This window comes from Polaromonas sp. YR568 (genome assembly GCF_943372955.1).
GTDB lineage: Bacteria > Pseudomonadota > Gammaproteobacteria > Burkholderiales > Burkholderiaceae_C > Polaromonas.
The window spans coordinates 153,465-173,225 of sequence record NZ_CALSAL010000005.1 but is presented as its reverse complement, the minus strand read 5'-3'; the positions used below and the strand labels follow the sequence as shown (position 1 = coordinate 173,225).

Sequence of the window (19,761 nt, the reverse complement as noted above, 5' to 3'; positions counted from 1 at the left end):
TCACCGGGTGTATTCCGCGAGCAGCGCCGCGTAGCGACCACTGGCCACCAGCAGCAGATCGCACAGCTCGCGCGCCGCGCCGTGGCCGCCAGCCAGCTTTGTCACGTAGTGCGCCTGGGCGCTCACCTCAACCTGTGCATTGACTGGCGCGCAGCTGAAGGCGGCGCGGCACATCACTGGCAGGTCAGGCCAGTCGTCGCCCATGGCGGCCACTGCCGACCAGTCCAGTTGCAGCGCGGCCAGGGTGGCCTCGGCCGCAGGCAATTTGTCTTCGGTGCCAAAGTGGGCGTGGGTAATGCCCAGCGCCTGCAGGCGGGCACGCAGGGCCGGACTGTCGCGCCCCGTGATGACCGCCGGCGTGATGCCGCCTTTTTGCAGCATCTTCAGCCCGTGTCCATCCAGTGTGTTGAAGCGCTTGAGGGTTTCGCCCTGCTCCGAAATCAGCAGGCCGCCGTCAGTCAGTACGCCATCAATGTCAAAGAACGCGACGCGAATGCCTTGCGCGCGCAGCAGGAGTTGAGGCGGATAGCTGATGGCTGGCACGTGGGGGGTCATATGACTTTTGCGCGCATCAGATCGTTGGTGTTGAGCGCGCCGCACAAGGCCCCTGCGTCATCCACCACCAGCACGCTGTTGATGCGGTGCTGTTCCATCAGGGCCACCGCTTCCACGGCCAGGGCATCGGCCCGCACCGTTTGCGGGTTGGGGTGCATCACCTCGCCGGCGTGGCTGCTGCGCAGATCAACACCCTTTTCAATCAGGCGGCGCAAGTCGCCGTCGGTGAAGATGCCGAGCACCCGTTGGCTGCCATCCACCACAGCCGCGGCGCCCAGGCCCTTGGCGCTCATTTCGCGCATCAGGTCGGTGAAGTTGGTGTCCAGCCGCACCATGGGCACGGCATCGCCGCTGCGCATCACGTCGCTGATGTGCGTGAGCAGCTTGCGGCCCAGCGCGCCGCCAGGGTGTGAGCGCGCAAAGTCTTCTTCCCTGAAGCCGCGCGCGTCCAGCAGCGCCACCGCGAGGGCATCGCCCATGGCCAGTTGGGCTGTGGTGCTGGCCGTGGGTGCGAGGTTCAGCGGGCAGGCTTCCACAACCACACCGCTATCGAGCGTGACACGGGCCTGCTTCGCCAGCGTCGATTGCAGCCCGCCGGTGATAGCCACCAACGGCACGCCTTGCCGGTTCAGCACCGGCAGGATCACGGTGAGCTCTTCGCTCTCGCCGCTGTTGGAAATCGCCAGCACCACGTCGTCCGCCGTGATCATGCCCAGGTCGCCATGACTGGCCTCTGCAGGATGCACAAACAGGGCCGGCGTGCCTGTCGACGCCAGTGTGGCCGCCACCTTGCGACCGATGTGACCGCTTTTGCCCATGCCCATGACCACCACCCGGCCGCGACAGTCGAGTATCAAGGCCACCGCCTCGGCAAACTCCGGCCCCACACGCGCAGCCAGACCCTGCACCGCAGCGGCCTCGATGTCGAAGGTCTTCCGGGCCAAGACCATTGCCTGTGCGGCGTCAAATTTTCCGGCGTGATTCCCGGCATAAGAGCTCATGAGTCCATTCTATCGAGGACACCATGGCCCCACGCACAGCACACACGCCAATACCGGCAGCGACAGGGCTCGGCTACCATCCAGCCATGAGCGCACTGGAAATCACGCTGTTGTATCTGCTGGCTGCAGTGCTGGGCGTGGTGGCTTGCCGCTTCTTCAAACTACCGCCGATGCTGGGCTACCTCGCGGTGGGCGTGGTGATTGGCCCGAACGCGCTGGCGTTGTCGCAGAACGCCGACGGCGTGCGCCATCTGGGCGAGTTCGGCGTGGTGTTCCTGATGTTTGTGATCGGGCTGGAGTTCAACCTCTCCAAGCTGCGCTCGATGCGCCGGCATGTGTTTGGCCTGGGCATGCTGCAGGTCACGCTGACCATCGTGCTGGGCACCGGCGGCACGCTGTTTCTGGCTGCTGTCGCGCCGTCGCTGTGGGGCATGGGCTGGCAGACGGCGCTGGCGCTCTCGGGCGCGATCGCAATGAGCAGCACGGCCATTGTGGTGAAGCTGCTCTCCGAGCGCCTGGAGCTGGAATCCGAGCACGGCAAGCGGGTCATGGGCGTGCTGTTGTTCCAGGATTTGGCCGTGGTGCCCTTGCTGGTGCTGATTCCCGCACTGGGCTCGCCACCGGATCAGCTCTTTACCGCACTGGGTATTGCCGCACTCAAAGCCACCGTACTGCTGGGCGTGCTGCTGACTGGCGGGCAGCGCCTGATGCGCTGGTGGCTCACGCTGGTGGCGCGCCGCAAGAGCGAAGAGCTCTTTGTGCTCAACCTGCTGCTGGTCACGCTGGCGCTGGCCTGGCTGACCGAGCGCGCCGGGCTCAGTCTGGCGCTGGGTGCGTTTGTTGCAGGCATGCTGATCTCGGAAACCGAATACAAGCACCAGGTGGAAACCGACATCCGGCCGTTCCACGACGTGCTGCTGGGCCTGTTCTTCATCAGCATCGGCATGATGCTGGACTGGCGGCTGGTGCTGGAGCGCTGGCCGCTGGTGATTGTGCTGGTCACGCTGCCGGTTCTGTTCAAACTGGCGCTGGTCACCGTACTGGCGCGAGGGCTGGGCGCCACGGCCGGCGTGTCGCTGCGCACCGGTCTTTATCTGGCGCAGGCGGGCGAGTTCGGCTTTGTGCTGCTGTCGCTCGCGCAAGACAACAACCTGGTGCCGCCGGAACTGCTCAATCCGATTCTGGCCAGCATGGTGCTGTCGATGCTGGCAACGCCCTTCATCATCATGTACAGCAACCGCATCGTGATGAAGCTGGTGGCCAGCGAATGGCTGCAGCAGTCGCTGCAAATGACCACCATCGCGCGCAAATCGATCAACACCAGCAAGCACGTCATCATCTGCGGCTACGGCCGTTGCGGCCAGAACCTGGGCCACATGCTGGAGGCCGAAGGCATCCAGTACATGGCGCTGGACCTCGACCCGGACCGCGTGCGCCAGGCGGCCGCCGCCGGTGACTCCGTGGTGTTCGGCGATGCGGTGCGCCTGCAGGCACTGATGGCGGCAGGCTTGTCGCGCGCCAGCGCGGTGGTGGTGACTTACCTGGACACCGCCAGCGCGCTCAAGGTGCTGGCCAACACGCGCGCGCATGCGCCGCAGGTGCCGGTGATCATCCGCACGGTGGACGACCACGACCTCGAAAAGCTGCAGGCCGCCGGCGCCACGGAAGTGGTGCCCGAGGCCATTGAGGGCAGCCTGATGCTGGCCAGTCACGCGCTGGCGCTGGTGGGTGTGCCGATGCGCCGCGTGATTCGTGTGGTGCAGGACCAGCGCGACGCGCGCTACAACCTGCTGCGAGGCTACTTTCGCGGCGCCGATGACGATACCGTGAACGAAATCGACCAGGAGCGGCTGACCACCGTGACGCTGCCGCTGGGCAGCCGCTGGGTGGGCCAGTCGCTGGGCTCGCTCACACTCGATGCCGCCGGCGTGCGCGTGGTGAGCCTGCGCCGCAGCGACGGCAAAACCCACCAGGGCGAAGAAGACGCCGCGCTGGAGGGTGGCGACACTCTGGTGCTGTCGGGCCGACCGAAGGCGCTGGCGGTGGCCGAAGAGCTGCTGCTGCGCGGCCGGCCAGCCTGACGCAAACCGGTGCTGGTCGCTGGCACCGAACAGGCGGAATAGCCCCAGACCTGCCACGCCGCAGGTCTTGCGCCATCATTTGCGGCATTGTTTCCCGCTGGACGCCATCACCTCAGAAAGAAGACGATGCAACGACGCCCCTTGCTGATCCTGCCCTTTGCCGCACTGGCCACGCCGTGGGCCGCGCAATCGCAGACTTCGCCCACTGCCGCACCAGATGTTGTCGGCCTGCTGCGCGCCGGCGGGTGCGTGCTGATGCTGCGGCACGCGCAGACCGATCCGGGCATTGGCGATCCGCCCGGGTTCTCGCTGGCGCAGTGCAGCAGCCAGCGCAACCTGAGCGCACAGGGCCGCAGTCAGGCCAGTGCCATCGGGCAGTGGTTTCGCGGCCATGGCCTGCAGCCCCGGCAGGTGTTGAGCAGCGCGTGGTGCCGATGCAAGGACACGGCCGATCTGGCGTTTGGCCGGCACACGGTGTTGCCGGCGCTGGCCTCCACCTTCAACACCTCGACCGACGGCTCGCAGACGCGGGTCCTGCGCGGCTTGCTGAAAACGATTCCAGCGGGCCAGTTTGATGTGTGGGTCACCCACCAGGTGAACATCTCCGCGCTCAGCGGAGGCTATCCGGCAATGGGTGAGGGCTTCGTGCTGGGGCCCGACGCGACAATCCGGGGCCGCACGCTGTTTGCCTAGCCCCTGCCGCGCGAGGCGAGGGCTCAGTTCAGATCGCCGTACTGGGTGGTGCTGAGCGCCGGCATGGCGGGCGAGGGTGCCATTTCGGTGTCCTCAAAGCCGGTGAGCAGCGTGTAGGAGTGCGGCCCCTGCCGGGACTTGTCGGGCGCCTTGCTGGCTGCCCGTGCCGACGTTCGCTCGGGGGTGCGCTCCTGCGTCGCCCCGGCAAGCAGCGCCTTCTTGAAGGCGGCCACTTCCTCGGCTTGTATCGGCTCGTAGCGCGGTGCCGACGGTGCCTTTGCGCCTTCGGCGGGACGCTTCATGGTGGCGATGTCGTCCATGCGCCAGTAGACGGCCGGCACCGTGATTTCAAACCGGGCCTTGGCGTGCTGGATGATCTGCGTTTCGAGTTCACCGAACTTCTCGGGCTGACTGAAACCGTGGGCCAGATCCACCATGACCATGAATTCATTGCCGCGCGGGTCCAGCGACAGCACCTTGAACTTGTAGCCCGACGACAGCACGCCCGCGTGGGTCATGGCCTCGCGAATGGCCAGGTAGAGCTGGTCACGCCGGGCGTGGCGCTTGAGCTTGCCGGATTCGCTGCGGGCATCGCGCTCGGGCGCCGGGCGCTCCGCCGCCGCTTCAGATGGTTTGCTGCGCTCGGTTTTGGCGTGCTTGCGGTCGCTTGTCACCGCGCCCATGGCTGCGCTTTTGGCCGCGCCTTTAGCCGATGAGCGGCGGCTGGAATCGCCGGAAAGCCAGTTGAAAAAAGCCATTTTGGAGGTGTGTTCCGTGAATACCCGACCAGCGCATATGCCGGGTCAGGATGAGGCGTCAATCAAACTGTACTGCAGCAAGCGCGTGACGCCATAGAGGTTGTCGGTAAAAAGTCACGCGACGCTTCATTCTTGCGGTGTTGGATGGCCGGAGATCTGCGGCGCTCAGGTCACGGCCACGCGTTTGGGTCGGTTGTAAAGCCGTTTGGCCATCACCGCGCCCATGGCCATGGTCAGCTCCAGCGCGATCGGGCTGTGGCGGTTGGCCAGCTCCAGAAAGCGGGTGGCCGTCAGGCACCAGAGCTTGCAGGCAGTCGACGCCTGCACCGTCGCACTGCGCGGCATGTGGGAAAAGAAGGCCCCTTCGCCAACCACCGAACCGGCCCCCACCATGGCCATGCGCACGCGGGATTTCTCATCCTGATAGTGAACGCTGAGCGTGCCACTTTCGATGAAGTAGAGCGTACGGTCCTGCGCGCCCTGCTCCATCAGCACCTGCCCGCTGTTCAGCGCGAAGGGCTGCATGTAACTGGCCAGGATTTCCCAGTTGGGCTGGCTGAGCTGACAACGCAAGGCGTCGCTGGCGTGGCAATGCGCAATGGCCTTGGCGAGCCCCTGAATGTCAAAGCGGAGGGTGGACGGCAATGGTGCGTTCATGGTCGCTGGACGATACCGGCGCCCCGGTGGCCCCGCAAGAGACGTTAACCGCCCCTTACACCTGATACAGCGCAGGCGGCTTTTGTAATCGCTGGCGTACAGACGGCGGCGCCCGCCGGTTGTGCGGTCTGTCTTTGCGCTAGGGCTTTGCGCTATTTGCCAATACAGAATTTCGAGAAGATTTCGCCCAGCAAGTCATCGGGCGTGAACTGGCCGGTGATCTCGCTCAGGTGGCCCTGCGCCTGGCGCAGGTCTTCGGCCAGCAGGTCCAGCGCTGGTTGGGCGGCATCGAGCTGCTGGCTTGCGGTGTCTAGCGATTCGGCCACCCGCCGCAAGGCCTGCACGTGCCGCTCGCGGGCCATGTACACCCCTTCCGGCGCGGCCTGCCAGCCCACCACCTGCAACAGGCGCTGGCGCAGCGCGGGCAGACCTTCACCCGTCTTGGCGGACATCGCCACACCGTCAGCCGTGAGCGCCGCCAGGCCGGGCCGCTCGGTGGTCGGCATCTGGTCGGTCTTGTTCCAGATGTCAATGACAGGCGTGCCGCGTGGCAGCTTTGCAGCGAGCGTTGCGCGGATCTGGCCGTCGGCCTGCTGGTAATCGGGCAGGGCCTGCCGGGTCAGGTCGTGGAGGAACAGCACCGCGTTGGCGGTTTCGATTTCGGCCCACGCGCGTTCCACGCCTATTTTTTCCACCTCGTCGAGTGCGTCGCGCAAGCCGGCGGTATCGACCACATGCAGCGGTACGCCGTCGATCTGGATCAGTTGCGCCACCTTGTCACGCGTGGTGCCGGCAATCGGCGTGACGATGGCCAACTCGGCGCCCGCGAGCGCATTGAGCAAGGAGCTCTTGCCCGCATTGGGTTGCCCGGCAATCACCACCTTGATGCCTTCGCGCAGGATGGCGCCCTGCACCGCACGCTGCATCACGGCGGCCAGGGTTTGCCGGATGCGGTCGAGTTGACCGGCCGCATCTGCCTTTTGCAGGAAGTCGATGTCTTCCTCGGGGAAATCCAGCGTGGCCTCGACCAGCATGCGCAGGTGAACCAGCTGATCCAGCAGCGCCTCGATGGCAACAGAAAACTCGCCCGACATGGAGCGTGCGGCCGACAGCGCTGCAGTTTCAGTGCTGGCATCAATCAGGTCGGCAATCGCTTCGGCCTGCGCCAGATCGATCTTGTCGTTCAGGAAGGCGCGTTCGGTGAATTCGCCCGGCTGAGCAAGGCGCAGTTTGGGCAAGCGCGGCAGTTGCTCGCCACCGGTTGCCGGTTCCTTGCTCGCAGCGGCCTCCAGGCAGCGCGCCAGCAACAGCTGCAACACCACCGGCCCACCGTGGGCCTGCAGTTCCAGAACGTCTTCGCCGGTATAGGAGTGTGGCGCGGGGAAGTGGATCGCCAGCCCCTGGTCAATGATCTGGCCCGTCGCATCCCTGAAGGGCAGATAGGTCGCATGCCGCGGCTGCAGACTGCGCCCGCACACCGCCTGAATCACCGGCGCAATGTTTTTACCCGACACCCGCACAATGCCCACCGCGCCGCGCCCGGGGGCGGTGGCGATGGCAACAATCGGGTCTTCGTGGCGGGCCAGCATGGTGGAGCAATGGTAATCGGCAGATTGGAATGAAGAAGGGCCGCGTGAGCGGCCCTTTTTTTTGTTCCTGCTACCGTCAGCGGAACTTTGGCAGATTGAACTCGGGCGGCACGCCCATGCGGGTGTTGATGACCCACTGCTGCGCAATCGAGAGCACGTTGTTGGTGATCCAGTACAGCACCAGACCGGCCGGGAAGAAGAAGAACATCACGCTGAAGATCAGCGGCATGAACCACATCAGCTTGGCCTGCATCGGATCCGGCGGTGCCGGATTCAGGGCGGTCTGCAGCATGGTGGTGAGCGTCATCACGACCGGCAGGATGTAGTACGGGTCTGGTGCTGACAAGTCCTGGATCCAGCCAATCCACGGCGCGTTGCGCATCTCGACGCTGGACAGCAGCACCCAGTACAGCGCGATGAACACCGGAATCTGCACCATGATCGGGAAGCAGCCACCCATCGGGTTGACCTTTTCCTCGCGGTAGATCTTCATCATGGCCTGCTGCATTTCCTGCGGCTTGTCTTTCAGACGCTCGCGCATTTCCATGATCTTCGGATTGACGGCCTTCATCTTGGCCATGCTGGCGTAGGCCTTGGCGTTGAGCCAGTAGAAGGCGATCTTCAGCAGCAACACCAGCGCCACAATCGCCCAGCCCCAGTTGTGCAGGAAGCCGTGCAGCTTGTCGAGCAGCCAGTACAGCGGCTTGGCCAGAATGGTGAGCCAGCCGTAGTCCTTGACCAGCTCCAGGCCGGGGGCAAGCGCTTCAAGGGCTTTTTCTTCCTGCGGGCCGACAAAGAAGCGGGTCTCGATGGCGGCTGTCGCGCCAGCGGCCACGGGCTCCAGCGGCGTGATCATGCCGACGGCGTACAGGTTGTTGTCGACCTTGCGGAAGAACAGGTCGCGCTTGATGCCGTCGGCCAGAATCCAGGCGGTAGCAAAGTAATGCTGCACCATGGCCACATAGCCGTTAGTCGCCTGTTTTTCGGCTTCGACCTTGTTGTTCTCGATGTCCTTGAACTCCACCTTCTGGTACTTCTTGGCCTCTGTATAGATGGCCGGGCCGGTAAAGGTGGAATAGAAAGCGGACTCACCGGGTGGCGGGTTGCCGTCACGCACCAGCTGCATGTAGAGCTGCGGCGCCACGGCCGCCGTGCCGGTGTTAACGACTTCATGGCGAACGCCGATGTCGTAAGCGCCGCGCTTGAGGGTGTAGGTCTTGATCAGCTTGACACCGCCGACGTCGGCCGATTCAAAGCGGACTTGCAGGGTGTCCTGACCGTCCTTGAGCGTCCGGTCGCCGGGAACCACCGTCATGGCGGTCTTGTGCGTGGGCAGGGCCGCAATCGCGCCATTGGCGCCGCCGGAGATCAGCCCGCTTTGTGCCAGATACACGCGCTTGCTGCTTTCATCCAGCAGCACGAAGCCTTGTTCCTTTTGCTCGGCGTCCTTGAACTTGGGGAACACCGAATGCACCATGGAGCCGCCTTCGCTGTCGAAGGTGAGCGACATGACATCGGTCGTGACCACCACGCGTTCGCGGTTGGGCGTTGCGGCGATGGCTGGTGCGCCGGTGGGCACAGCGCCTGGCGTGGCCACAGCTCCCGTAGACACCGGTGAAGGCACGGACGCAGCACCTGCGCCGCTGGCGGCCGGGGCGGCGGCAGAAGCTGGAGATGCGGTGGCAGCGGGCTTGCTGGTCTGGCTTTGTGTGGCCGACGGGAAGAAAGTGGGCGTCTTGCCCTGGTGGACTTGCCACTGGTCCCAGAGCAGGACCATGGAGAAACCAAAAATCACCCACAAGATGGTGCGGCGGATGTCGTTCATGACGGCGTCTTTTCAGAAGAGGGTGCGGAAGAAAGTGAATTCGCCGGGTTCACCAGGCGGGAGAAGAGAAAACCGGATCGACCTGCGGGCGGCACCGGGTCATGGCCGCCGGCACACCAGGGCTGGCAGCGCACCAGCCGGTGCAAGGTCAGGTAAGTGCCCATGACTGCGCCGCGCTGCTCAAGCGCCTGCAGAGCATACGCAGAGCAGGTGGGCTCAAAGCGGCAACCCGAACCCAGCCACGGGCTGAGCAGCAAACGGTAGGCTTTGACGAGGCCCATCAACAGGGCTTGCGGCAGCCGGATCAATCGGCCCGGCAGACGGGGGCCGGTCATGGTGCGCTCACCCCGGCAAGTAGCAGGGCGTGGACTTCGGCGCGAACCGCCTGTTTCAGCGGCTCGGACGTGGCGCTGATGAATTCCTTGCGGGAAAAGTCACGCCGCAGGCGGACCACATAGGCGGCCTGGGGATACTGGCGCGAAAAGTCTGCACTCACGGTGTAAATCTGCCTTTTGATGGCATTGCGCGTGACGGCCCGCTTGGCCCAGCGCTTGGGAACCATGGCCCCGATCCAGAAGTCTTGGCGGGGAAACAGAGGCCGCGCCGCCACAGCCGTTACCGTTGCCACAACGGCGGCGTCGGCTTCAGCAGGCTGCGCGTCCAGCGTGTTGCGGTGCAGGGCAAAGTGCGTCGTCTTGGCGACGATCGCACCGGCCAGCACAGCCTGAAACTGGGGTCTGGTTTGAAGCCGCTGCACAAGCACCCGGCTTCAATTCAGGCGTGCAGGAATGAGCAGCCAACAGCCTGCGTGACGCAGACTCAGACAGCCAGACGCTTGCGGCCTTTGGCGCGGCGCGCAGCAATCACGGCACGGCCACCGCGGGTTTTCATGCGGGTCAGGAAACCGTGCGTGCGGGCACGCTTGACTTTGGAAGGTTGGTATGTGCGTTTCATGATGAATCCAGTCCTGTTAAGCCGACCGGCACGGAGGCCGCTCGCTGTACTCCCGAGCAATTCGAATGATCTTGGTGGCCATACAACACAGCCAGCTCTGCAAGCCCGCAGGACATGCAGCATGCTCGCACCAGAACAAACCGGGCGGGCAGCGTCAATCCGCTACGAATCGGGGAACCCATGATTATCGCAGATTTCCCAGTCCAGGCAACAGCTTAGGCCAGTTTGTGGGGGTAAAGGCTCAGATCCGGCCACCGCTGTGGCCACGGGGCAGACGGCCAGATATTCGCCCGCAGGCTGGCTTCAAGACAACCCTGTCGCCGTCTGAAAATAGGTTGAAACCCGGGTCATTTATTGTGTGGATAACTTGCCCCGCGGACTACAATCAACGGTGCCAAAAATAAACGATATCCACAAGCACCATGCGGCCCCAGCACCGCTGGCCACCCGCACTCCACACCCATGACCGAGGGAATCACCCCAGACTCTGGCCACGATTTGTGGCAAAACTGCGTCGATCATCTGGCGCAGGAACTGCCCGAGCAGCAGTTCAACACCTGGATCCGGCCGCTGGTGGTGGACGTGGCTCCCGACCTGTCCAAGGTCACCGTGCAGGTCGGCAACCGCTTCAAGCTCGACTGGGTTCGCGCGCAGTACGCTGGCCGCATCTCAGCCCTGATCGAGAAAATTTCCGGGCAAAGCATACCGATTGAGTTAGCGCTCGCTCCCCGTGAATCGCCCGCCAAATCGAATTCACTGATTCGTAACTTTGAGGGTGCCGGTGTGCCCGAGCCCATCGGCCTGGGTGTGGCAGAAGAGGCGCCAGGCGCGCCTTTCAAGAACCGGCTCAACACCGCGCTGACCTTTGACACCCTGATTGAAGGCACGGCCAACCGCATGGGCCGGGCTGCGGCGCTGCATGTTTCCAGCAGCCTGGGGCAGCTTTACAACCCCCTCTTTATCTACGGCGGCGTCGGTCTAGGCAAAACCCACCTGATGCACGCCATCGGCAACAAGTTGTTGTCAGACAACCCGGCGGCCAAAGTTCTCTACATCCACGCGGAGCAGTTTGTGTCGGATGTGGTTAAGGCCTACCAGCGCAAGACATTTGACGAGTTCAAGGAGCGTTACCACTCGCTCGACCTGCTGCTGATCGACGACGTCCAGTTCTTTGCCAACAAGGACCGCACGCAGGAGGAGTTCTTCAACGCCTTCGAGGCCCTGCTGACCAAGAAGTCGCACATTGTGATGACCAGCGACACCTATCCCAAGGGCCTGACGGACATCCACGAGCGGCTGGTGTCGCGCTTCGATTCCGGCCTGACAGTCGCCATCGAGCCGCCCGAGCTGGAAATGCGCGTCGCCATCCTGATCCGCAAGGCCGAGGCCGAGGGCGCCGTGATGCCGGAGGAAGTCGCGTTTTTTGTAGCCAAAAACGTCCGCTCCAACGTGCGCGAGCTGGAAGGCGCGTTGCGCAAGATCCTGGCGTACTCGCGCTTCAACCTGAAGGAAATCTCCATCCAGCTGGCCCGGGAGGCGCTGCGCGACCTGCTGTCCATCCAGAACCGGCAGATCAGCGTGGAAAACATCCAGAAGACAGTGGCCGACTATTACAAGATCAAGGTCGCCGACATGTACAGCAAGAAGCGCCCGGCCAGCATCGCCCGGCCGCGCCAGATTGCCATGTACCTGGCCAAGGAACTGACCCAAAAGAGCCTTCCCGAGATCGGCGAGCTGTTTGGCGGGCGCGACCACACCACCGTGCTGCACGCCGTGCGCAAAATGTCGGCCGAGCGCCAACAGATGACCGAGCTCAACCAGCAGCTGCACGTGCTCGAACAGACGCTGAAAGGCTGAAAAATAGCCGTGCTGACAACCATGGGGACAACTTTTGAACAACCGTACAGTTATCCACAGAAGCAGATGACAATGGCAAGTTGTTCATCTTCGGCAGTGCAGTTCAGGGGCGACTGAGCACAAGGTTAAACAAACGCCAAGTGGTTGATCAAAAAGGGGAAAATGGTACTGTCCACAGAAGTGCGCTGCCCTTACTACTACTACTAATTTGAATTAAAGAATTAAAGAGAAACAAGAGGAAGTCATGATCGTTCTGAAAGCCACCCAGGATAAAGTTTTGTCGGTCCTGCAATCGGTCTCCGGCATCGTGGAGCGCAGACACACACTGCCGATCCTGGCCAATGTGCTGATCCGCAAGACGGGCGCACAGGTGCAGCTCACGACGAGCGATCTTGAGATCCAGATCCGCACCACGGCTGACTTGGATGGCGACAGCGGAAACTTCACCACCACGGTGGGAGCCCGCAAGCTGATCGATATCCTGCGCTCCATGCCCAGCGACCAGACGGTGTCGCTGGAGTCATCGCAGAACAAGCTGATCCTCAAGGGCGGCAAAAGCCGCTTCACGCTGCAGACGCTGCCGGCTGAAGACTTTCCGCTGGTGCAGGAAGCCGCCAACTTCGGCCCCAGCTTCTCGGTGCCGCAGAAGGTGCTGAAAGAACTGCTCAACCAGGTGTCGTTTGCAATGGCGGTGCACGACATCCGCTACTACCTCAACGGCATTTTGTTCGTGGCCGAAGGCAAGCAGCTCAGTCTGGTCGCCACCGATGGCCACCGCCTGGCGTTTTCGTCCGCCACGCTCGATGTGGAAGTGCCCAAGCAGGAGGTGATCCTGCCGCGCAAGACGGTGCTGGAAATGCAGCGCCTGCTGAGCGACAAAGAGGGCGCGATTGAAATGCAGTTCGCCGGCAACCAGGCCAAGTTCAGCTTTGAGGGCATGGAGTTTGTCACCAAGCTGGTCGAGGGCAAGTTCCCCGACTACAACCGCGTGATCCCCAAGAACCACAAGAACATCATTACTCTGGGCCGCGTGCCCCTGCTGGCCAGCCTACAGCGCACCGCGATTCTTACCAGCGAGAAGTTCAAGGGCGTACGCCTGAACATCGAACCCGGCACGCTGCGTGTGGCTTCCAACAATGCCGAACAGGAAGAAGCCGTCGATGAACTCGACATCGACTACGGCGGAGATGCCATCGAAATCGGCTTCAACGTCACCTACCTCATCGACGCACTGGCCAACATGGACCAGGACATGGTGAAGATCGAGTTGGCTGACTCCAACAGCTCGGCGTTGCTCACCATTCCCGACGATGCCGCCTTCAAGTACGTCGTGATGCCGATGCGGATTTAAGGCAAAAACCTTCCGCTCCAACAGCGTTAACTGCGCAAAACACCCGACAGACCCGCGACTCTCCGCGGGTTTGGTCATTCAAGAGATTGAAGAAACCGAAGCAATTCGGATGAAACCCGGACATAAAGCTGGCTATGACAGACGAAAACAAACCGAACGAAGCCGAACAAGTGCATGTGACCGACGGCGCGGCAGGCGAGGGAAGCTCTAATTTCCAGCCCAAGATCGACACCAACCAGGCTGGCGCATCTGAAGCTTATGGCGAGGGCTCGATCCAGATTCTGGAAGGCCTGGAGGCCGTGCGCAAGCGCCCCGGCATGTATATCGGCGACACGTCTGACGGCACCGGTTTGCATCACCTGGTGTTTGAGGTGGTAGACAACTCGATTGATGAAGCCTTGGCCGGCCACTGCGACGATATCGTGGTCACTATCCATTCGGATAACTCGGTCAGCGTGACCGACAACGGCCGGGGCATTCCGACCGGCATCAAGATGGATGACAAGCACGAGCCCAAGCGCTCTGCGGCTGAGATCGCCCTGACCGAGCTGCATGCCGGCGGCAAGTTCAACCAGAACAGCTACAAGGTCTCAGGTGGCCTGCACGGCGTGGGTGTGAGCTGCGTGAACGCACTGAGCAAGATGCTGCGCCTGACGATTCGTCGCGATGGCAAGGTGCATGTGATGGAGTTCTCGCGCGGCTTTGTGCAGAACCGCATCGTCGAGCAGGTGGACGGCATTGATGTGTCACCGATGAAGGTGATGGGCGATACCGACAAACGCGGTACCGAGGTGCACTTTCTGCCCGACACGGACATCTTCAAGGAAAACAACGATTTTCATTACGAGATTCTCAGCAAGCGCCTGCGCGAACTGAGCTTTCTGAACAACGGCGTGCGCATTCGCCTGAAGGACGAGCGCACAGGCAAGGAAGACGACTTTTCGGGTGCCGGCGGTGTGAAGGGCTTTGTCGAGTTCATCAACAAGGGCAAGACAGTGCTGCACCCCAATGTGTTCTCGGCCATGGGCGACCGGCAGAGCGACCAGGGCACCAACATCGGTGTGGAGCTGGCCATGCAGTGGAATAGCGGCTACAGCGAGCAAGTCCTCTGCTTCACCAACAATATTCCGCAGCGCGACGGCGGCACCCATCTGACGGGCTTGCGCGCCGCCATGACGCGCATCATCAACAAATACATCGACGACACCGAGATGGCCAAGAAGGCCAAGGTGGAAGTGACCGGCGACGACATGCGCGAGGGCCTGTGCTGCGTACTGAGCGTGAAGGTGCCCGAGCCCAAGTTCAGCAGCCAGACCAAGGACAAGCTGGTCAGCAGTGAAGTGCGCGGCCCGGTGGAAGACATCGTGAGCCGCCTGCTCAACGATTACCTGCAGGAGCGGCCGAACGACGCGAAGATCATCGTCGGCAAGATCATCGAAGCTGCGCGCGCCCGCGAAGCGGCCCGCAAGGCACGCGACATGACCCGCCGCAAAGGCGTGCTCGACGGCATGGGCCTGCCCGGCAAGCTGGCCGACTGCCAGGAAAAAGACCCAGCGATGTGCGAAATCTATCTGGTCGAGGGTGACTCTGCCGGGGGTTCTGCCAAGCAGGGCCGCGACCGCAAGTTCCAGGCGATTCTGCCGCTGCGCGGCAAGATTCTGAACGTCGAGAAAGCCCGCTACGAAAAGCTGCTGACAAGCAACGAGATTTTGACGCTCATCACTGCACTGGGCACTGGCATCGGCAACGCCGGCGGGCCGGGCGGATCGGCGGGCACCGACGACTTCAACGTTGCCAAGCTGCGCTACCACCGCATCATCATCATGACCGACGCCGACGTGGACGGCGCGCACATTCGCACACTGCTGCTGACCTTCTTCTACCGCCAGATGCCCGAGCTGGTGGAGCGCGGCCACATCTACATTGCCCAGCCACCGCTGTACAAGGTGAAGGCCGGCAAGGAAGAGCAGTACCTGAAAGACACCGCCGCGCTTGACGGCTTCTTGCTGCGCATTGCGCTGAAAGACGCCAGCGTGCAAACCGGTGGCGATGGCAGCACCGTGCTGACTGGCGACACGCTGGCCGAGCTGGCGCGCAAGCACCAGCTGGCTGAATCGGTGATTGCCCGCCTGCGCGGTTACATGGACGCCGAGGCACTGCGCGCGATTGCCGACGGCGTGAGCCTGAGCCTGGACACCGTGGCCGAAGCGGAAGCCTCGGCCATCACGCTGCAGGCCAAGCTCCGCGAGCTGAACACCACCGGCGCGCCGGCCGAAGTGGCGGGTGAGTTCGACGTGCGCACCGACAAACCCATTCTGCGCATCAGCCGCCGCCACCACGGCAACGTGAAGAGCAGCGTCATCACGCAAGACTTTGTGCATGGCGCCGACTACGCCACATTGGCCGATGCGGCCGCCACCTTCAGGGGCCTGATCAGCGAAGGTGCCAAAGCCATGCGCGGCGAGGGCGAGCGCCAGAAGGAAGAAAAGATCAGCGACTTCCGTCAAGCCATGGCGTGGCTGATCGGCCAGGCCGAAAACGCCACCGCCCGCCAGCGCTACAAAGGCCTGGGCGAGATGAACCCCGCCCAGCTCTGGGAAACCACGATGGACCCGACCGTGCGCCGCCTGCTGCGCGTGCAGATCGACGACGCCATTGAAGCCGACCGCGTGTTCACTATGCTGATGGGCGACGAGGTGGAGCCGCGGCGGGAGTTCATTGAGCAGAATGCGCTGCGGGCGGCAAATATTGACGTTTGAACCCCAGCGTCGATTGCACGGCGCGGCGCCTTCTCAGGGAATTACGGAAAGCTCAGCTATATAAATTCGAATCTTGAGGCATGCGCCTCAAGAAATTTCTGATCTGGCCTGAACTTCTCTGGAAGCCTGATTTTCTTGCCGTCGTAGCGCAAAAGCGCGTCCCGCATAAAACGATCATTGCTAGTACCCTTAAGCTTTTGCGCAATCCGGATCGTGTGATCCGGTAGCACTGTGAGCAATCCTTGGTCATAGGCGCGGTCGTGAAGCGCTGACAAGCACAGTCCATTCTGTGGGTTTAGCCGGTTTGCCTTGTCCACACTCCACGGGACGATATGACTGGCAATCACCAATTTTTCGTGGTTCAAACCACTGATGCAGCAGGTGGAGTTGTAGCTGGCCAGAATGGCACGGCGGAAGCGGACTTGATTGACACGAGCTTGTATCAAAACAGACTTAGTCTTGCCCTCGACAATCTCGGGCACCTCATCAATAACGTCAACAGCGGCCGGTAGCCCATGAGACACAGCCAGCCGATCAAATTCGGCAGCGGCACTCAGGGCGATGGAATCCCAATTGGCTAGTAACTCTTGCCATATTTGTTGATCGAGCTTAGAGGCATTTCCCATTCCACGGCGGCCACTTGCGACGATCTGTGGATCAAGGCTTGCAAGATTCACCAGTTTGAGTGCAACAGAACCCGGAGTCCGTCCAATCCATTGGGCGAGCTGCTTGATCTTTGCGTTTCGATGATGCAATTGACCGAATGGGAGTTGCAAATAGATGTGCAGTGCGGCGAGCGTTTCTTTTCGGGTCCAGTTTTGCGATGCAGTCATTAGCGATTCACCTTTACAAGCGGAGTATGCCGATCTCGGGCGGTGATAACAATGCTTATCGCAAGAACTAGGTTGCGCAGAACAAGGCATCGATAAAGCAAACATCCCAGTCGCCGTAGCACTTGTCTTGAAAGACCAGAGTGCCTTCAACGATTTGTAGTTTCTGGGTTGCCTCTGCAGCGTCCGGAAAAAACTTTGCCGCTTCACGCTTGTTGGGAAATCTAACGCTGACCTCTTGGCCGTATTGTGTGCGTACGTAAAGGATGGGCCCTATTTTGGGTCCTGCGAAGCCACGGCCCGTCATGGTCTGTTGTGGGAAATCTCTTCCATGTGACAGGGAAAGATAAAGCCCCGGGCGTTTTGGCATAACGCCCCAATCGGACAGACCTAGTGCTGGGTTTTGCATGGCGACCTCGCTAGTGTTGGAGGCCAGAGAATAGGTATTCCCGTGAGTGTTGTGACCCAGGGCTTTACCTGGGGCGCGCTATGTTGTTTAGCTACCCAACCACCCCCACCCCCTCCACCTCAATCAAAAACCCATAGTGCAACACCGGTACTGGCACCACCGCCCGCGCTGGTGGCTCGGCGCCTGCCCATTCTTTGTAGATGCGGTTGAATGCGGGCCAGTGTTCAATGTCCGTGACGTACACGCGCACCTGCACCAGCTGGGCGATGCTGCTGCCTGCGGCTTCCAACGCGGCTTGCACGTTGGCCAGCGCCTGTGTGGCCTGGTCTTCAAAGCTGGCTTGATTTAGCTTTTCGCCTGCCGGGGTGATGGGCAGCTCGCCTGAGATGAAGACAAAGCCGTTAGCCTCCACGGCGTGGCTGTAGTGGCCGCCGGGTGGGGCCATGGTGCTGGGGTTGATGCGCTGGATGGTCATGGTGGCCTTGTTGGTCTTTGCCCGTGCTCACCAGCCGTAAAAGCGCGGCCAGGTGGGGCCGACTTCTTCGCCCCCTTCTCCCTGATAAATGGCGTGGTACTCGGGGAACTGGGCGCCTGTGGCGCAGGCGTGGTTGGGCAGCACGCGCAGCTGGGTGCCGACGGGAAAACGCTGCGCGATGCCCAAGTCTGCCTCGCCGCTGCGGCTGATGATGCCGTGCTCCTGGTTGGCGCCGGTGAGGGTGTAGCCCGCGATGCGCTGACCGCTGGCGTTGCACAGCTGGCCGTAGCCGTAGTCGTGGTGCTGCTTCTGGGTGCCGCGGTCGCGGCTCATGGCCATCCAGCCGGCGTCCACAATGGCCCAGCCCTTGTCGACCTGGTGGCCGATCACGGTGGTCAGCACGCTCAGCGCCACATCGTCTGGCGAGCACACGCCCACGTTGGCCATGACCAGATCAAAAAACACATAGACGCCGGCGCGCACTTCGGTCACGCCATCGAGCTGGCGGGCTGACAGCGCGGTGGGTGTCGAGCCGACACTGACATTTGGGCAGGGCAGACCGGCGGCGCGCAGGCGCTGGGCGGCCAGGACGCACAGGCTGCGCTCTTGCTCGGCCATGGCTTCCAGTGCCTCGGGGGTGCTCAGGTCGTAGCTGGAGCCCGCGTGGGTCATGACGCCGCCCAGCGTGGTGCTGCCGCCCTGGTGCAGCAGCTGGCCGATGGTGATCAGCTCATCGCCCTGCGGTTGCACGCCGGAGCGGTGGCCGTCGGTGTCGATTTCGATCCACACCTCAAAGGGCACGCCGTGCTCGCGTGCGTAGGCGACGATGGCGTTGGCTGAGTCAGTGCTGTCGGCAATGATCTTGAGCGCGCAGCCTTGGGCAATCAGGGCGGCGGCCTGTTTGAGCTTGGGCGCGACCATGCCGACGGCGTAAAGAATGTCGGTGATACCGGCGGCGAAAAACTGCTCGGCTTCTTTGAGTGTTGAGACCGTGATGCCGCGTGCGCCTGCTTCGATCTGCGCTTGGGCGATGGCGATGCATTTGGTGGTTTTGACATGCGGGCGAAAGGCCACGCCCAAGCTGTTCATGCGCTGCTGCATGCGGGTGATGTTGCGCTGCATGCGGGCGGTGTCGACCAGCGCGGCGGGGGTGTTGAGGTCCTGGAGGTGCATGGCGGTGATTTTGCCTGTGGCTTGGGGGTTTTGGTGGTCCTTCGACAGGCTCAGGACGAACGGGCAAGGGGTGGCACGAACGGGCGTTGGACAAGCACCGCATAATCCAAGCCACACAACAAGGAGCACACCGTGGCACTACTGATTCTGGGCTTGGTACTTTTTCTAGGCACGCACTCCATCCGCATCTTTGCCGAAGGCTGGCGCACCGCCATGATCGGGCGAATGGGCGCCCTGCCGTGGAAGGGGCTGATCGCCGTGTTATCGCTGGTCGGCTTTGTGATGATCGTCTGGGGCTTTGGCATGGCGCGGCAGCAGCCGGTGCAGCTGTGGGCTCCGCCGGTGGGCATGCGGCACCTGGCCAGTTTGCTGACGCTGATTGCCTTTATCTTCTTGGCTGCGGCCTATGTGCCGGGCAACATCATCAAGGCGAAGCTGCGCCACCCGATGGTGCTGGCGGTGAAGGTGTGGGCGCTGGCGCACTTGCTGGCCAACGGCAATGTGGCGCATGTGATTCTGTTCGGCACCTTCCTGGTGTGGGCGGCGCTGAACTTCCGCGCGGCGCGTGGGCGCGATCGGGCTGCTGGCACGGTGTACCCGGCGGGCAAGGCGGCTGCCACGGCCATCACGGTGGTGGTGGGTGTAGTGGCCTGGGCCGGCTTTGCCTTCTGGGCGCACGGCGCGTGGATTGGTGTGCGGCCGATCGGTTGAGCTGTGGCTGGCCCGGTGTGTGGCGGGCGCGTGCGGTTGCATGTCGAGTCTTCGATAAAGCTGCAAGCAAAGTCGCAATAAAA

At 62.4% G+C, this 19,761-nt stretch carries 19 protein-coding genes; 6 read left to right on the top strand and 13 right to left on the bottom strand.

Translation table 11 applies throughout. The features are described from left to right. Together AAG793_RS13670 and AAG793_RS13665 are read right to left on the bottom strand one after the other, a co-directional pair. Entirely contained in the window at positions 1-555 is a 555-nt protein-coding gene (locus AAG793_RS13670; RefSeq protein WP_341909028.1) for an HAD hydrolase family protein, read from the bottom strand. Further along, positions 552-1,505 carry a KpsF/GutQ family sugar-phosphate isomerase gene (locus AAG793_RS13665; protein ID WP_341909026.1) on the bottom strand — a complete coding sequence of 318 codons (954 nt, stop codon included), beginning with the start codon at positions 1,503-1,505 and terminating at the stop codon, positions 552-554. The genes AAG793_RS13670 and AAG793_RS13665 overlap by 4 nt, the downstream gene beginning before the upstream one ends. A gap of 137 nt (positions 1,506-1,642) precedes the next feature. Here AAG793_RS13665 and AAG793_RS13660 point away from each other — a divergent pair, with 137 nt between their 5' ends. Both AAG793_RS13660 and AAG793_RS13655 read left to right on the top strand, forming a co-directional pair. Continuing rightward, positions 1,643-3,637, top strand: coding sequence for a cation:proton antiporter (locus AAG793_RS13660; RefSeq protein ID WP_341909134.1), 1,995 nt, complete (start codon positions 1,643-1,645; stop codon positions 3,635-3,637). Between the two features lie 126 nt (positions 3,638-3,763). Next, positions 3,764-4,330, top strand: coding sequence for a histidine phosphatase family protein (locus AAG793_RS13655; RefSeq protein ID WP_341909024.1), 567 nt, complete (start codon positions 3,764-3,766; stop codon positions 4,328-4,330). A 23-nt stretch (positions 4,331-4,353) separates the two neighbouring features. Here AAG793_RS13655 and AAG793_RS13650 read toward each other — a convergent pair whose 3' ends face one another. From AAG793_RS13650 to rpmH, 7 genes are all read right to left on the bottom strand, one after another. After that, entirely contained in the window at positions 4,354-5,088 is a 735-nt protein-coding gene (locus AAG793_RS13650; protein WP_341909022.1) for a hypothetical protein, read from the bottom strand. Between the two features lie 165 nt (positions 5,089-5,253). Continuing rightward, complete coding sequence (locus tag AAG793_RS13645) at positions 5,254-5,745, bottom strand: cyclic nucleotide-binding domain-containing protein (RefSeq protein WP_341909021.1); 492 nt, start codon at positions 5,743-5,745, stop codon at positions 5,254-5,256. Positions 5,746-5,897: 152 nt separating this feature from the next. Beyond that, positions 5,898-7,334: a tRNA uridine-5-carboxymethylaminomethyl(34) synthesis GTPase MnmE gene (gene mnmE, locus AAG793_RS13640; protein ID WP_341909019.1), complete on the bottom strand. Its 1,437-nt coding sequence runs from the start codon at positions 7,332-7,334 to the stop codon at positions 5,898-5,900. A gap of 76 nt (positions 7,335-7,410) precedes the next feature. Continuing rightward, on the bottom strand, positions 7,411-9,159 hold the full coding sequence (gene yidC, locus AAG793_RS13635; protein ID WP_341909017.1) for a membrane protein insertase YidC: 1,749 nt from the start codon (positions 9,157-9,159) through the stop codon (positions 7,411-7,413). Next, positions 9,156-9,494: a membrane protein insertion efficiency factor YidD gene (gene yidD, locus AAG793_RS13630; protein ID WP_341909014.1), complete on the bottom strand. Its 339-nt coding sequence runs from the start codon at positions 9,492-9,494 to the stop codon at positions 9,156-9,158. Before yidD ends, yidC begins: the two co-directional genes overlap by 4 nt. After that, positions 9,491-9,916 (bottom strand): ribonuclease P protein component, encoded by a 426-nt coding sequence (locus AAG793_RS13625; RefSeq protein ID WP_341909010.1) that lies wholly within the window; start codon positions 9,914-9,916, stop codon positions 9,491-9,493. Before AAG793_RS13625 ends, yidD begins: the two co-directional genes overlap by 4 nt. 62 nt (positions 9,917-9,978) lie before the next feature. Further along, positions 9,979-10,113 (bottom strand): 50S ribosomal protein L34, encoded by a 135-nt coding sequence (gene rpmH, locus AAG793_RS13620; RefSeq protein WP_007862708.1) that lies wholly within the window; start codon positions 10,111-10,113, stop codon positions 9,979-9,981. A 462-nt stretch (positions 10,114-10,575) separates the two neighbouring features. Between rpmH and dnaA the strand changes: the two genes are divergently transcribed. The 3 genes from dnaA (at position 10,576) to gyrB (ending at position 16,080) form a co-directional block, all read left to right on the top strand. Next, positions 10,576-11,970, top strand: a complete 1,395-nt coding sequence (gene dnaA, locus AAG793_RS13615; protein ID WP_341909008.1) for a chromosomal replication initiator protein DnaA — start codon at positions 10,576-10,578, stop codon at positions 11,968-11,970. Positions 11,971-12,214: 244 nt separating this feature from the next. After that, positions 12,215-13,321 carry a DNA polymerase III subunit beta gene (dnaN, locus tag AAG793_RS13610; protein ID WP_341909005.1) on the top strand — a complete coding sequence of 369 codons (1,107 nt, stop codon included), beginning with the start codon at positions 12,215-12,217 and terminating at the stop codon, positions 13,319-13,321. A gap of 134 nt (positions 13,322-13,455) precedes the next feature. Further along, a complete protein-coding gene (gene gyrB / locus AAG793_RS13605) occupies positions 13,456-16,080 on the top strand; it encodes a DNA topoisomerase (ATP-hydrolyzing) subunit B (protein WP_341909002.1) in 2,625 nt (874 codons plus the stop codon). Between the two features lie 56 nt (positions 16,081-16,136). Here gyrB and AAG793_RS13600 read toward each other — a convergent pair whose 3' ends face one another. From AAG793_RS13600 to AAG793_RS13585, 4 genes are all read right to left on the bottom strand, one after another. After that, entirely contained in the window at positions 16,137-16,913 is a 777-nt protein-coding gene (locus tag AAG793_RS13600; protein WP_341909000.1) for an HNH endonuclease, read from the bottom strand. A 67-nt stretch (positions 16,914-16,980) separates the two neighbouring features. Beyond that, on the bottom strand, positions 16,981-17,319 hold the full coding sequence (locus AAG793_RS13595) for a hypothetical protein (RefSeq protein ID WP_341908997.1): 339 nt from the start codon (positions 17,317-17,319) through the stop codon (positions 16,981-16,983). A gap of 91 nt (positions 17,320-17,410) precedes the next feature. Next, on the bottom strand, positions 17,411-17,794 hold the full coding sequence (locus AAG793_RS13590; protein ID WP_341908995.1) for a RidA family protein: 384 nt from the start codon (positions 17,792-17,794) through the stop codon (positions 17,411-17,413). Between the two features lie 27 nt (positions 17,795-17,821). After that, the gene (locus AAG793_RS13585) at positions 17,822-18,967 is read right to left on the bottom strand and encodes a DSD1 family PLP-dependent enzyme (RefSeq protein WP_341908993.1); all 1,146 of its coding nucleotides are present in this window, start codon (positions 18,965-18,967) and stop codon (positions 17,822-17,824) included. Between the two features lie 132 nt (positions 18,968-19,099). Here AAG793_RS13585 and AAG793_RS13580 point away from each other — a divergent pair, with 132 nt between their 5' ends. Then, a complete protein-coding gene (locus tag AAG793_RS13580) occupies positions 19,100-19,678 on the top strand; it encodes an NnrU family protein (protein ID WP_341908991.1) in 579 nt (192 codons plus the stop codon). Positions 19,679-19,761: the final 83 nt, after the last annotated feature.